The 12,928-nt window shown below is 42.4% G+C and carries 14 protein-coding genes and 2 other annotated features; of the genes, 2 read left to right on the forward strand and 12 right to left on the reverse strand.

Annotation, left to right across the window (positions count from 1 at the left end):
- Positions 1 to 66: 66 nt before the first annotated feature.
- Entirely contained in the window at positions 67 to 870 is an 804-nt protein-coding gene (locus ACIQXH_RS09790; protein WP_402868095.1) for an inositol monophosphatase family protein, read from the reverse strand.
- A gap of 333 nt (positions 871 to 1,203) precedes the next feature.
- A complete protein-coding gene (locus tag ACIQXH_RS09795) occupies positions 1,204 to 1,401 on the reverse strand; it encodes a hypothetical protein (RefSeq protein ID WP_402868093.1) in 198 nt (65 codons plus the stop codon).
- Positions 1,402 to 1,603: 202 nt separating this feature from the next.
- On the opposite strand from ACIQXH_RS09795, the gene ACIQXH_RS09800 reads away from it, so the two are divergent.
- On the forward strand, positions 1,604 to 2,224 hold the full coding sequence (locus ACIQXH_RS09800; protein WP_402956495.1) for a YktB family protein: 621 nt from the start codon (positions 1,604 to 1,606) through the stop codon (positions 2,222 to 2,224).
- An 88-nt stretch (positions 2,225 to 2,312) separates the two neighbouring features.
- On the opposite strand, the gene trpA is transcribed toward ACIQXH_RS09800, so the two are convergent.
- From trpA to ACIQXH_RS09845, 9 genes are all read right to left on the reverse strand, one after another.
- Positions 2,313 to 3,092: a tryptophan synthase subunit alpha gene (gene trpA, locus ACIQXH_RS09805; protein WP_403080053.1), complete on the reverse strand. Its 780-nt coding sequence runs from the start codon at positions 3,090 to 3,092 to the stop codon at positions 2,313 to 2,315.
- Positions 3,085 to 4,290: a tryptophan synthase subunit beta gene (gene trpB / locus ACIQXH_RS09810; protein WP_403080055.1), complete on the reverse strand. Its 1,206-nt coding sequence runs from the start codon at positions 4,288 to 4,290 to the stop codon at positions 3,085 to 3,087. The genes trpA and trpB overlap by 8 nt, the downstream gene beginning before the upstream one ends.
- Positions 4,291 to 4,908 (reverse strand): phosphoribosylanthranilate isomerase, encoded by a 618-nt coding sequence (locus ACIQXH_RS09815; protein ID WP_402868087.1) that lies wholly within the window; start codon positions 4,906 to 4,908, stop codon positions 4,291 to 4,293. It lies immediately after the preceding gene.
- Positions 4,909 to 4,925: 17 nt separating this feature from the next.
- Positions 4,926 to 5,705: an indole-3-glycerol phosphate synthase TrpC gene (gene trpC, locus ACIQXH_RS09820; RefSeq protein WP_402956161.1), complete on the reverse strand. Its 780-nt coding sequence runs from the start codon at positions 5,703 to 5,705 to the stop codon at positions 4,926 to 4,928.
- Complete coding sequence (gene trpD, locus ACIQXH_RS09825; protein ID WP_402868083.1) at positions 5,706 to 6,728, reverse strand: anthranilate phosphoribosyltransferase; 1,023 nt, start codon at positions 6,726 to 6,728, stop codon at positions 5,706 to 5,708.
- 26 nt (positions 6,729 to 6,754) lie between these two features.
- Positions 6,755 to 7,360 carry an anthranilate synthase component II gene (locus tag ACIQXH_RS09830; protein WP_402868082.1) on the reverse strand — a complete coding sequence of 202 codons (606 nt, stop codon included), beginning with the start codon at positions 7,358 to 7,360 and terminating at the stop codon, positions 6,755 to 6,757.
- The gene (gene trpE / locus ACIQXH_RS09835) at positions 7,357 to 8,751 is read right to left on the reverse strand and encodes an anthranilate synthase component I (RefSeq protein ID WP_403080056.1); all 1,395 of its coding nucleotides are present in this window, start codon (positions 8,749 to 8,751) and stop codon (positions 7,357 to 7,359) included. Before trpE ends, ACIQXH_RS09830 begins: the two co-directional genes overlap by 4 nt.
- A 155-nt stretch (positions 8,752 to 8,906) precedes the next feature.
- Positions 8,907 to 9,140: a binding site (T-box leader), on the reverse strand.
- Positions 9,141 to 9,175: 35 nt separating this feature from the next.
- Positions 9,176 to 9,413: a binding site (T-box leader), on the reverse strand.
- 69 nt (positions 9,414 to 9,482) lie between these two features.
- Complete coding sequence (locus ACIQXH_RS09840; protein ID WP_402868078.1) at positions 9,483 to 9,755, reverse strand: UPF0223 family protein; 273 nt, start codon at positions 9,753 to 9,755, stop codon at positions 9,483 to 9,485.
- Between the two features lie 46 nt (positions 9,756 to 9,801).
- Positions 9,802 to 10,761, reverse strand: a complete 960-nt coding sequence (locus tag ACIQXH_RS09845) for an NAD(P)H-dependent flavin oxidoreductase (RefSeq protein ID WP_403080057.1) — start codon at positions 10,759 to 10,761, stop codon at positions 9,802 to 9,804.
- 338 nt (positions 10,762 to 11,099) lie between these two features.
- Here ACIQXH_RS09845 and ACIQXH_RS09850 point away from each other — a divergent pair, with 338 nt between their 5' ends.
- Complete coding sequence (locus ACIQXH_RS09850) at positions 11,100 to 12,557, forward strand: aminotransferase class I/II-fold pyridoxal phosphate-dependent enzyme (protein WP_402956153.1); 1,458 nt, start codon at positions 11,100 to 11,102, stop codon at positions 12,555 to 12,557.
- 163 nt (positions 12,558 to 12,720) lie between these two features.
- On the opposite strand, the gene ACIQXH_RS09855 is transcribed toward ACIQXH_RS09850, so the two are convergent.
- Entirely contained in the window at positions 12,721 to 12,846 is a 126-nt protein-coding gene (locus ACIQXH_RS09855) for a GapA-binding peptide SR1P (protein ID WP_402868072.1), read from the reverse strand.
- Between the last annotated feature and the right edge of the window lie 82 nt (positions 12,847 to 12,928).

The following is a 12,928-nucleotide window of genomic DNA, read 5'->3' on the forward strand; positions in this document are numbered from 1 at the left end:
TTTTATTTATAACTTTATACTCCGAAAATTTATTTTCCATTAAAGGTTTTTCCTGCATATCGTTCACTACTTTCTTGAATTATCCGACAAGTATCGTTCGAATACTTCCTTATGTAGACCAGGTTTAGAAACAAAAAGAGAATCTCCTGATAGGAAGTTCAATTCCTCCCCTTTAATGTTGGTCACTTCCCCACCAACCTCTTCAATAAGTAACGCCCCTCCAGCAAAGTCCCATGGCATAAGGCGCATCGTTATATAAGCATCCAGGCGTCCAGCAGCTACGAAAGCAAGTTCCAGTGCAGCTGATCCGTATGATCGTGTTCCCCTGACATCACGGACAAGCGGGGCAAGGAGGTTTGGATCGATTCGGCGGTTTTCCGTTACCCAACTCGCATTCATCGATAGAATGGATGTACTGACAGAACCTTCCTCTAACGGGGCAAGCCTTTGTTCATTCATAAAAGCTCCCTGCCCTTTAACAGCATGGTATAATTCATCATGCACAACATCATAGACCATGCCGATTTTCCCGATGCCATCCTGGTATACACCGAGAGAAATGGCAAAATTCCGCTGTTGGTGGATAAAGTTCAATGTACCATCGATGGGATCAATAATCCACACCGTCCCCTTTAAATCCTTTATCTGATTCCCCATACCCTCTTCTCCAAAAATACGATGGTCAGGAAATGTTTCATTTATATGTTCAACAAAGAATTTTTCTATTGCCTTATCCATATTCGTTACCAAATCATTAGGATTCGTTTTTTCCTCGATATTCAGCTTGGTTTCAAAGGACGCCCGAAGCTTGACCCCCGCTTCCCTCATCCATACCTTCGCATATGTATCCATTTCTTTAACCGATGCCATCATAATATCCCGTCCTTTGTCATCAAAACTACATTAAATAGATATTCTAAAGAGTAATGCAAATATACCATGACTTCAAGTTTTTAACATCTTCATATTTTAAGCTTTTTAAAAATTTAAAATTCAATCCACTTAAATGAACAGTCCACCACATCAAGACTTCTTTCCTTTATTCCTCAATAGAAATATTCAAATCCGCTATTGGGAACACTTCAGGTATATAATGAAAAACGGACACATTATTTTCTAAAAAAATAAGTGTCCGTTCAACTATTATAGATTTCATTATCCATTTAATTCATATGCTCCTTATTGATCTTTACAACTATTCATTTACAAAGCCTTAAGCTTTAGCAACTCCAAACGGATACGCTCTAATCTTTGCTTGCATAGTGACCTCATCTGATCGTTTTCTTCACTGATCGCTTCAAAAAGGGTTGCTAATTCATAGTCCATTTCCATTCTTAACACTGCAGCTCTATGTCTTTCTACTTCTTTAGCTTTTAATGCTTGGTTCATGACTTGTTTCATAATTAACATTCTCCCTTCATCAATAAACTTAATTTTCAGAATTTAATTTTATTTTATCATATGTCTTCCACCAACAAATAGCAACTAATTTGTGTTCTTACCCATCAATTTATTTGAAATCAAGTTACAAAACGCTATTTTCGAAATTACCTTATACTTATGCTACAATATGTGCAGATATTTACGGTAGGAGAGATAAATGATGAAATTATTAAGTTTCACTTCTGATGATTTTAACGTATTTAAAATTGATGGATTAGAACCGCGAATGGAAGCTTTAAAAGAAAAGATACAACCTAAGCTTCATGCATTGGGCGAACATTTTTCACATCAGCTATCTATCATGACTGGTGAAGAAATGTTTCCTCATGTAGCAAGGCATGCCAGACGGAAAGTGAACCCTCCTAACGATACATGGGTTGCTTTTGCCGCAAATAGCCGGGGCTATAAAATGATGCCCCATTTTCAGATAGGTTTATGGGAGACACATTTGTTCATATGGTACGCCGTCATTTATGAGGCCCCCAATAAGGTAGAAATAGGACAGCATCTTGAGAAAAACATTAACCGGTTAAAAGAAAATATCCCTTCTGACTACGTTTGGTCAATGGACCACACAAAGCCTGAAGTCATTCCACATGAAGGGCTTTCTAGTGAAGATTTACACTCCATGTTTTCCCGTTTGCAAACGGTCAAGAAGGCCGAGATCCTTTGCGGAATACAAATCCCCCGCGAAGAGGCCATTCAATTAAAAGAAGATGAATTCATCCAAATCATTCAAGATGCGTTTGAACATCTTTTACCCCTATATCAATTAAAATAAACGCTTATGTCGTAATATGACGTATATCTACAAAATATAGACAAAACGATGGAAGCACGGAGGTGCCTTTATAGGTACCTCCGTGCTTTTATTTTTGAACCAATATTTTACTTGCGCTGATGAGCTCGGTGATGTGCTCCTCTTTTCCCGTTTCAAAGCATTCTATGACCTTGCTTCCGACGATGACCCCATCACAGGATTGAATCGCATTCCTTACATGCTCGGGCGTTGAGATGCCAAACCCGGCAAGAACCGGGACAGGGCTCAGTTCTTTTACCTGTTTAAGATATTCACCGACATCGCCCCCGAAGGTATCACGGGTACCCGTGATACCCTTTACCGTAACTGCGTAGATAAAGCCTTCAGCTCCTGCTGTAATCTCCGTGATTCGATCCCTTGAAGACGTGAGGGTCACAAGTCGAATCAGTGTGATCCCCGCTGTTTTGATGGATGAAAACACCGTTTCTTCTTCAATCGGCAAATCAGGAATGATACATCCTGCAATTCCAGCATGAAGGCAATCCTCTATAAACTCCTTTAGACCATATGCCATGATGGAATTGGTGTACCCCATTAGTATAATCGGGATATTCACATCGTTTTTGATTTCCGTTACCTTTTTCAAAATATCCTTCAAAGTCGTGCCCTTCTCCAAAGAACGAATCCCGGCCTGTTGAATAACCGGCCCATCAGCAACTGGATCAGAAAATGGTATGCCCAATTCAACAGCGGTTGCCCCGTTTTTTTCTAGGAACATCAGCTGGCCTTTTAATCGATCCAAACCTCCATCGCCTGCCATGATATAGGGGATGAACGCCTTTTCTCCCTTGTTCACACAATCTTGCATCACTTTCGTTAACTTATTCATGATCGCTGCCCCCTAAAATGGATTGGACTTGTTCAACATCCTTATCACCACGACCAGAGAGGCAAATGACCAACCCTGTCCCTTTTTCCATTTCTTTTGCCAGTTTTAACCCATAAGAAAGGGCATGAGAGCTTTCTAAAGCTGGAATAATCCCTTCTTCCCTTGAAAGCAATACAAGGGCATCCAAGGCTTCCTGATCAGTAACGGAAGTATATGTGACCCGATTCGTATCCTTTAGGTAACTGTGTTCCGGTCCTACTCCGGGATAATCCAACCCCGCTGAGACCGAATGGGCCTCCTGGATTTGGCCGTCTTCGTTTTGCAAGACATACATGAATGCCCCGTGAAGCACGCCGGGCCTTCCCTTAGTCAAACTTGAAGCATGTAATGGTGTATGGAGACCATGACCTGCAGCTTCCACTCCATATAACTTCACCGTTTCATCCTCTATGAAAGGGTAAAACATGCCCATTGCATTACTGCCACCCCCAATACAAGCGACCACTGCATCAGGAAGCCCATTTACCAAGTCTGAATACTGGCGCTTTGTTTCATTGCCAATGACGCTTTGATAATCGCGAACAATGACGGGAAACGGATGTGGACCGAGGACAGAACCCATAATGTAGTGAGTGTCCTCTACATTTGCAACCCAGTATCGTAATGCTTCATTTACTGCATCCTTCAAAGTGGAGCTCCCTTGTGTAACGGAAACAACCTTTGCCCCTAACAATTCCATTCTGAATACGTTCAATTTCTGCCTTCTGATATCTTCTGCACCCATGAAGATGATGCATTCGAGCTTCAATAAAGCACAGACTGTCGCCGTCGCTACGCCATGCTGTCCTGCACCTGTTTCGGCTATGACCTTTTTCTTGCCCATTTTTTGAGTCAATAAAGCCTGGCCTATCGTATTATTTATTTTGTGGGCACCTGTATGGTTCAAATCCTCACGTTTCAGGTAGATATCGGCACCACCTGCAAGTTTCGTCAGGTTCTCAGCAAAATAAAGAGGTGTTTCCCGACCAACGTATTGAGTCAGGTAATAGGATAGCTGCTTTTGGAAATCCGGATCATTTTTTGATTGTTCATAGACCTCTTCAAGTTCAGTGATTGCAGCCATCAAGGTTTCAGGGACAAAACGGCCACCATATGCCCCGAAGTGTCCAGTTTGGTCAGGTTGTGTATACGTACTCATCTATTCATTCCTCTTCTCCTGTATATTTTTTGCCTTCCTTATAAATGCCTTTATTTTTGTTGCGTCCTTCACCCCATCAATCTCCACACCACTAGCGACATCAACCCCGAATGGGGATACGGCCAAAATCGCTTTATCCACATTATCCGGATTTAAGCCACCTGCAAGAATAACCTTGTCCAGTGGAAGCTTGGCTTTTTGGAGCATATCCCAATCTAATGTCATTCCTTTTCCCGAGGAACCTTTCGGCAAATCGACCAGAAGATACTCAGCGGGATAATCGTTAAGGTTTTCAAGGTCCTCTTCTGAATGTATGGCGAATGCCTTAATGACAGGTAGCGGCATCCTTTCGGCAAAACTAGTAGACTCGTTTCCGTGCAGCTGAATATAATCCAATCCAGCGATGCCAGCCGTCCTAATCACATCCCGTTCGGCCTGATTAGAAAACACCCCTACTTTTTTCACATGTCCAGGAAGGTTTCGTCCAATTTCACGCACCACCTCAGGTTGGACTTTCCGGCTGCTTTCTGCAAAAATGAACCCGATGAAATCAGCACCTGCCCCTACAGCCGATTGGACATCCTCCAATGTTTTCAATCCACAAATTTTGACGAACATATTTTTCTCCTTACCTCTTAAAAGTTCACTTGAAGTTCATTCATCGTATCCGAAAGGTTGGTGGAAGTCATCAAGGTTTCACCCACTAAAATCCCCCTGGCACCCGCTTTTTTCACACGCAGGACATCTGCTTTCGTTTTGATTCCACTTTCACTGATAATCATATGAATGTTCGGATCAAGCAGTTTCGCAAGCCGTTCCGTTACAGCCAGGTCCACTTCGAATGTTTTTAAATTTCTATTGTTGATCCCAATCAATTCTGCTCCGAGGTCCACCGCCTGTTTTAGCTCTGATTCATCATGGACTTCAGTTAATACTTCGAGCCCTTTACTTTTTGCATATTGATACAACTCATGTAGGCGCTCTTTCGAAAGAGCTGCCACAATTAAAAGAATAATGGTCGCACCTGCATGGTAGGCCCGGTCAATCTGGATTTCATCAATGATGAAGTCCTTACAGAGTCTAGGGATTTTGACAAGTTGGCTCACGTTTCGTAAATCATCGATCGTTCCTTTAAAGAAAGACTCGTCAGTCAAAACGGATATGGCAGCAGCTCCCCCTTTTTCATAAGATAGGGCTTGATTGTTGGGGTCAACATCCATGTTTATCTTACCCTTTGACGGAGAAGCACGTTTTATTTCTGCTATAACCGAAATGGAGGCGGCTGTTTTCAAAGATTCCACTAGCGATGGCCTTGTTGAACGGACCGCCTCCGACTGTGGAAAGCCGCTTCCTTCTTTATAATGGGCAACCTCCACTTTTTTCCTTTCGATGATTTTCGTTAAAATATTTTCCATTTACATTACCACCTTATTACGGTTGCCATAGGCAATTAAATTTTCTAATTTCGCAAGAGCTGAACCGCTGTCTAGGCTATCTTTGGCCAGAGAAATGCCCTTTTTAATTGTGGGCGCCGTTCCATGGGCGAATAATCCCAGCCCTGCGTTCAACAAAACGGTATCCCGGTAAGCCCCTTTCTCTCCTTTTAAGACACGTAGCATAATATCAGCATTTTCCTTAGCGTCTCCTCCACGAATTTCCTCATTTCCGTAGATGGGCAAATCCACTTCTTCCGGATTCAGGGTAAAGGGGATGATGTCCCCTTCTTCCAAAAGGACGAGAGAATTTTCTCCCTGTAGACTTGCTTCATCCATAGAACCTGCTCCATGGATGACAACCGCACGTTTTCTGCCTAATTTGTGGAGCACCTCGGCAAATAGCTCAAGCATATCCCGACGGTTAATTCCCAATAGTTGCGTTTCGAGTTGCACTGGATTTGTTAATGGACCTAAATAATTAAAGACAGTTGGGATCTTCAATTCTTTTCTCACTTTCATAATCCGGGCGCTGTTTGGATGGAGTGACGGCGCAAACAAGAAAGTGATGCCGTTTTCCTCCAGCAGTTCTTTCACCATTCCAGGTTCAAGGTATAAATTGACCCCTAGCTCTTCCAAAACATCCGCACTTCCCGTCTTACTCGAAATGCTACGATTTCCATGTTTGGCAACCTTTACTCCGGCACCGGCCAGAACAAATGCAGAAGTGGTACTGATGTTGAAGCTTTGTGAGCCATCTCCACCTGTCCCGCAATTATCCATCACGTTTAAACTAGTCGAATGTACACTTCTTGCTTTTTTTCGCATGACCCTGACCAGACTGGCGATTTCTCCCGCCGTTTCTCCTTTTGCTTTTAATGCTATAAGAAAAGCCGCCATCTCGCTTTCTGTAATATCTGTAGAAAATAACGCTTGGGCTGCTCTACTCATCTCATCTTCCGTCAATGTTTGACGCTCTGCTAACTTCACTAAATACTCCTTCACAACTGACTCCCCCACTCGTTTTAAAATTATAAAATGGATTGTTCCTTCTCTAATTGATATGCATCCGCAATCTTATAAAATTCATGTAACAGTTCTTTGCCAATCTTTGTTCCAATTGATTCAGGGTGAAATTGGAGACCATACAGCGGATAATCCCGGTGTTTCAATGCCATGATCTCTCCATCGTCCAACGCATTCGCCGTAACTAGTAACTCAGGAGGCACGCTTTCCCTCTCAACTACCAAGGAATGGTAACGCATCACTGGGAATTGATGTTCCTGATTAACAAAAACCCCCGTCCCATCATGCTCAATAACCGATGTCTTTCCATGCATGATTACTTGTGCTCCAACCACTTTCGCACCAAAAGTTGCGCCAATCGCCTGATGACCAAGACAGATTCCCAAGATAGGAAGCTTCTTATAAAAGGAACGAATGATTTCCATACTCATTCCCGCATCTTCAGGTCGTCCTGGACCTGGGGAGATGATGATTGCCGTTGGGTTCATGTCCTCAATTTCAGCAATGGTGATTTCATCGTTCCTTTTCACAATCAAATCTTTCTCGACTTCTCCTAAATATTGATACAAGTTGTAAGTAAATGAATCATAGTTATCAAGCAACAAAATCATTTTTTATTTACCTCCATCAACGCCCGAGCTTTATTCTGTGTTTCCTCATATTCGGTTTTCGGATCCGAGTCATATACAATTCCCGCTCCGGCCTGTACGTAGGCATGCCCCTCCTTGATAATCATCGTCCGTATGGCAAGGGCCATATCCAGGTCACCTCCGAAACCAATAAATCCAATTGATCCTGAATAGACGCCTCGCTTACAGTTTTCAAGTCCGTTGATCAATTCCATGGCCCTGATTTTTGGGGCACCAGATACAGTCCCAGCAGGCTGACAGACCGTTAAAGCATCTAAACTCGTAAATTCCTCCCTAAGCTTGCCGCTAATCTTGGAGGCAATATGCATCACATGCTGAAATCTCTGAATTTCCATTTCTTCCGTAAGATGAATCGAACCAATTTCACAAACCCGCCCGAGATCGTTTCTTCCCAAGTCTACAAGCATCCTATGTTCAGCCAATTCCTTCTCGTCCATCAGTAAGCTTTTTTCTAACCCCTTATCTTCCTCAACCGTTTTTCCCCTAGGTCGTGTACCCGCGATGGGATTCACATGCACCATACCGGCTGAAACACTGATTAAGCTTTCCGGCGAAGAACCCAGAACGGTGTATTCTCCAAACTCAATATAGAACATGTATGGTGATGGATTGGCTAAGCGAAGTCGTCGATATGCATCGAACGGCTCTCCATCAAAGTCAGACTGGAATCTTTGTGATAACACGATTTGGAACACTTCACCCGCTACAATCGCTTCCTTCGCTTCAAGCACCATTTTCTCGAACTCCACCTGACTGAAGTTCGAATCGAATTCCAAAAATTCCGACGATAATTCTTGTGACGGTTTACTCGGTTGATTGATTTTCTCCTTCATATCCGCTAAACTTTTTTTTCCATCGTCTTCGGCAGTCAAAAGATGAATCTTTTGCAGGACATGGTCGAATATGTACAATTCCTTAAAGAATAGAAAATGGGCATCTGGCATCTGAAGTGGATCAGGGGGTACATCACCAATCTTTTCAAATAAACGAATAACATCATACCCCAGGTACCCGACTGCACCCCCATTAAATGGGGGAATATTCACCGGGATACCCTCAAGTTCAACCAACAGTTGATCCTTCAGGAACTCGATGATGTTCGCTTCCTTCACTTCCTCTTCCCCGGATACAGAATCCTTGACGTGAACTTGATTGGCTAATGAAGTGACCTCCAAATAAGGATTGGACCCTAGATAGGAATAGCGACCATTATCATGATGTGAATTTGAGCTTTCGAGCAGGAATTTTTTCTTATCATTTAATTTGCGAAATATGGAGATTGGTGTGTGAATATCCCCTTCTATTGTTTCCATTTTAAAATGAAGTTTCTTTTTCTCATTCAAAGAATTCATGAACAATCCCTCCCTTTATGTCAATTACGTTATACGTTTATTTTTTCTCCCGCCGTCAGAATAGGAGGTGGAGCTTATCTTTTTAATCCTTCGTCATAACATCGTCAGAAATGGAACATATAAAAAAATCCCCTACAAACACAAATATTGTGCTTGCAGAGGACGGAATACCGCGGTGCCACCTCAAGTTGGAAAAATCACTCTTTTTCCCTCTTACAGCAGGATATAATCCTGCACACCCTTTAACGGAGGCAACCGAGTTTCCCTACTTCATTTCAAGAAACCACTCATAAGTCCATTCATCTTCCTACTTCGTACCGGTTTTCAGCTGATCCGGCTCTCTGTGACGATGCTAAAGAAAGATTACTACTCTTAATCAAAGATTTAATTATCCTTTTTAAAAAAACGCAAAAAAGCCCCTCATCCAAAGGACGAGGAACCCGTGGTACCACCTTAATTAGCTATAATAGCTCACTTTACGGCACAAAAAACATTACATGCCTGTCTCCATTAACGATGAGATAATCGCCAAAGCCTACTCCGTCATCCGTTTCGGTTTGGGGCTCGGAAGTCCATTCGCTTAAACTTGTTCACCAGTTTTCAGCAACCACTGGCTCTCTACAGAACAATATTAAGGTACTATTCTTCGTCACTGCCTTTATCTTTTCTTGTTTATTATGTTAAAACATAATTTTCAGGAAGTCAATAAAGTTTTCTAATAATTGAAAATTTTATTTCATTTTAATCCAATCACCATCTGCAAGAGCTTTCGCTTTCTTAATAACATGATAGGCAGAATACGTGCTGGCCGATTCGAATTCGTCCGTATACCTCTTTTCATCCGCCTTACCGGGGACAATCACCTTAAAACGGCGATAGGCATTCATGAATGCTTCTTTTTCAATTTTACTTTCATAAGCTTTCTCTACTGCTTCAAAAAATTTAATGACGTCGACGATTTCTTCCGTTGACCAATCAAGATCCATAGGATATTGATAATCCATACTTATTCACTCCTTCTAGTTAAATCCTGTTGAATGGGTAACTTTCTCACTCAGCCCACTTTGAGCGAATGGCCTCCGCCTCACTGATGATACGTTTGAATAGCTGGGCCGTCGTTGGTACATCATGGATCATCCCCATGACCTGTCCTGCCCAAGCGTAGCCTTCGTCCTCGATTCCATCATGAATATACTTTTGGTTTGCTTCTCCGCTTATGTAATCCTTCAATTGCTCGTATCCACCGTTTTCTTTTTCAATTTCAAGAATCTTATCCGTCCAGCTATTAGAAATGACGCGGGCAGGAGCACCAATTGAACGCTTAATGACAACGGTATCATTTTCTGTTCCGGAAACCAAGGCATTTTTATATAATTCATGGGCATGGACGCATTCCTCGACAGCAATGAATCTTGTACCCATCTCGATACCTTCGGCTCCAAGGGCCAATGCAGCCATTAACCCACGTCCATCCCCGAATCCACCTGAAGCGATTACGGGAATGCGCACGGAGTCAACCACTTGCGGTATCAATACGGATGTACCGATATCATCCCTTCCTAAATGACCTCCGCCTTCCTGCCCGACCACCATCACAGCATCCGCACCCAATTGTTCGGCTTTAACGGCCTGCCTCTTTGCGGCAACTAGCACAAGCTTCTTTACAGGCGTATCTTTAAGAAATTCTAGAAATGGAGCAGGGTTGCCACCAGTTACCGAGACAATGGCAATTCCTTCTTTCATCGCTGCCTCAAGCATATGTTCATAGGGCCTGCCATGCTGACCAATGGCGAAATTGACGCCAAAAGGCTTATCCGTCATAGCTTTTGTCTTTCGGATTTCCTGAACCAATTGATCCGGGTCATTCAACGACATGGCCGTTACCTGTCCCAAACCCCCAGCATTCGAAACCGCTGCAGCCAATTCCGCATAGGCAAGGTGTGCCAATCCCCCTTGCACAATTGGATACTGTATCCCCAATAAATCAGTCACGCGAGTTTTCCATTTCAAGAACATCTTCCCCCTTGTCCATTCTTTAATACTCTACACGAATCATTATGGCAAATACTGTTTATTTATTCAAATCATAAACTCACCTATATCAGGAAGTTCATTCAACAATCGCTAATACATTTCATTTGCCTAGTTTCATAGATTCTTTCGCCTTAGCTTGCTATTTTAGGGTTTAAAAGTATAACTAGGCATTTATTGTTAGACATGCTATAATTCTTTTGTTTTATGTCTACCCATAATTCGCAGCCCGATTTAATAGAGGCTGACACGCAGAATAATATACTGCAGTAAATGGAGTATTTTTATATATTATATTGAAAAGGGGCTACAAGAATTTGTCACAGAATGAAACACCCTTATATACTGCTTTGTTACAGCACTCAAAAAAGAATCCTGTTCAATTCCATATTCCAGGTCATAAAAAGGGGAAAGGGATGGATCCCGATTTTCGTGATTTCATCGGGGAAAATGCCTTATCGATAGATTTGATCAATATTGCCCCACTTGATGACCTCCATCAGCCAAAAGGAATAATCAAAAAAGCTCAAGACCTAGCAGCTGAGGCTTTCGGGGCTGACCATACATTCTTTTCGGTACAAGGAACAAGCGGTGCAATCATGACGATGGTCATGTCGGTCTGCGGACCCGGAGATAAAATCATCGTTCCGAGGAACGTACATAAATCCGTTATGTCAGCCATCGTATTTTCCGGTGCCGTTCCCATTTTCATTAATCCTGAAATCGATAAAGACCTGGGAATCTCCCATGGAATAACTATAGAAGCCGTTGAAAAAACACTAAAGGAACACAGCGATGCCAAAGGACTTTTGGTAATCAACCCGACTTACTTCGGCATTTCGGCAGACTTGCAGAGTATAGTGGAGTTGGCACATACTTACCATATGCCGGTGCTCGTTGACGAAGCACATGGGGTCCATATTCATTTTCATGAAGAACTGCCACTATCCGCCATGCAAGCTGGAGCCGATATGGCAGCTACGAGTGTTCATAAACTTGGAGGTTCGATGACGGGCAGTTCCGTTTTAAATGTAAAGGACGGACTGGTTTCCGCAAATCGGGTCCAGGCAATTTTAAGCATGCTCACAACGACCTCGACATCCTATATCCTTCTTGCATCACTTGATACAGCCAGAAGGCAACTAGCAACGAACGGAAGGGAAATGATCGATGGTGCAATAAGGCTTGCTGAATATGCAAGGAACGCAATCAATGAAATTCCTTATTTATATTGTGTAGGGAAAGAAATATTGGCGAGTAAAGCTGCCTTTAGTTATGATCCGACAAAATTAATCATTTCTATTAAAGAATTGGACATTACCGGATATGACGTGGAGAAGTGGTTGCGTGAGAAACATAATATCGAGGTGGAGCTCTCTGATTTATATAATATCCTTTGTTTGATCACCCCAGGGGATTCCATAACGGAAGTGGATATATTAATCAATGCCCTTAAAGACTTATCGGAAGAATTTAAGGAGTGGGCTGCCGATCATGGAAGAATCGAAGTCCTGCTTCCCGATACTCCGCCACTTGCCCTATCGCCAAGAGAGGCCTTCTATGCGGAAACCGAGGTGGTGCCTATCGAGGAATCCGTAGGAAAGATCAGTGCAGAATTTATTATGGTCTATCCCCCTGGGATCCCGATTTTCATACCGGGCGAACTGATCACCGAGGACAACATTGCCTATATCCAGAAAAATATCGAGGTGGGCCTTCCCGTCCAAGGTCCTGAGGATCCAGAAATTAAATACTTACGGATCATTAAACATTAAAGAAACGGTAAAAACCAGAGCAATCAGACATACGCTCTGGTTTTTACTCGTCGTTTACAATCATAATCGTTCCTTAATTGGGTCTTCCCTCATGGAAAAAGGGCGTCCAGGTTATATTTCCTGGAACACCCTCAAAATCTATTATCAGTCAATGTTGTATGTCCTATTCCTTAGAGGCAGCTGTATCACAGCTGTGGCAGTTGTGATTATGTGTATAAAGTACACTTACTTTTTCATCTTCAAAATGATCAATCGTGCTGTTGCAAGTTTGACAAACGATAGTTCCCATTTTTACAACCCCTTCCTCTATATTGTATGCATGAAACGATTAATGTAACCGCTTTATTTCATTATAATATAGCACATTTAAT

Source organism: Peribacillus sp. NPDC097225 (assembly GCF_044761955.1).
Classification (GTDB): domain Bacteria; phylum Bacillota; class Bacilli; order Bacillales; family DSM-1321; genus Peribacillus.

Excerpts from the sequence above, each read along its gene's own strand:
- ACIQXH_RS09795 (WP_402868093.1), bottom strand. The coding sequence starts at position 1,401 with ATGAAACAAGTCATGAACCAAGCATTAAAAGCTAAAGAAGTAGAAAGA.
- ACIQXH_RS09830 (WP_402868082.1), bottom strand. The coding sequence starts at position 7,360 with ATGATTTTGTTGCTTGATAACTATGATTCATTTACTTACAACTTGTAT.
- ACIQXH_RS09815 (WP_402868087.1), bottom strand. The coding sequence starts at position 4,908 with ATGTTCGTCAAAATTTGTGGATTGAAAACATTGGAGGATGTCCAATCG.
- trpE (WP_403080056.1), bottom strand. The coding sequence starts at position 8,751 with ATGAATTCTTTGAATGAGAAAAAGAAACTTCATTTTAAAATGGAAACA.
- ACIQXH_RS09790 (WP_402868095.1), bottom strand. The coding sequence starts at position 870 with ATGGCATCGGTTAAAGAAATGGATACATATGCGAAGGTATGGATGAGG.
- ACIQXH_RS09855 (WP_402868072.1), bottom strand. The coding sequence starts at position 12,846 with ATGGGAACTATCGTTTGTCAAACTTGCAACAGCACGATTGATCATTTT.
- ACIQXH_RS09840 (WP_402868078.1), bottom strand. The coding sequence starts at position 9,755 with ATGGATTATCAATATCCTATGGATCTTGATTGGTCAACGGAAGAAATC.
- ACIQXH_RS09800 (WP_402956495.1), top strand. The coding sequence starts at position 1,604 with ATGAAATTATTAAGTTTCACTTCTGATGATTTTAACGTATTTAAAATT.
- trpA (WP_403080053.1), bottom strand. The coding sequence starts at position 3,092 with ATGAATAAGTTAACGAAAGTGATGCAAGATTGTGTGAACAAGGGAGAA.
- trpB (WP_403080055.1), bottom strand. The coding sequence starts at position 4,290 with ATGAGTACGTATACACAACCTGACCAAACTGGACACTTCGGGGCATAT.
- trpC (WP_402956161.1), bottom strand. The coding sequence starts at position 5,705 with ATGGAAAATATTTTAACGAAAATCATCGAAAGGAAAAAAGTGGAGGTT.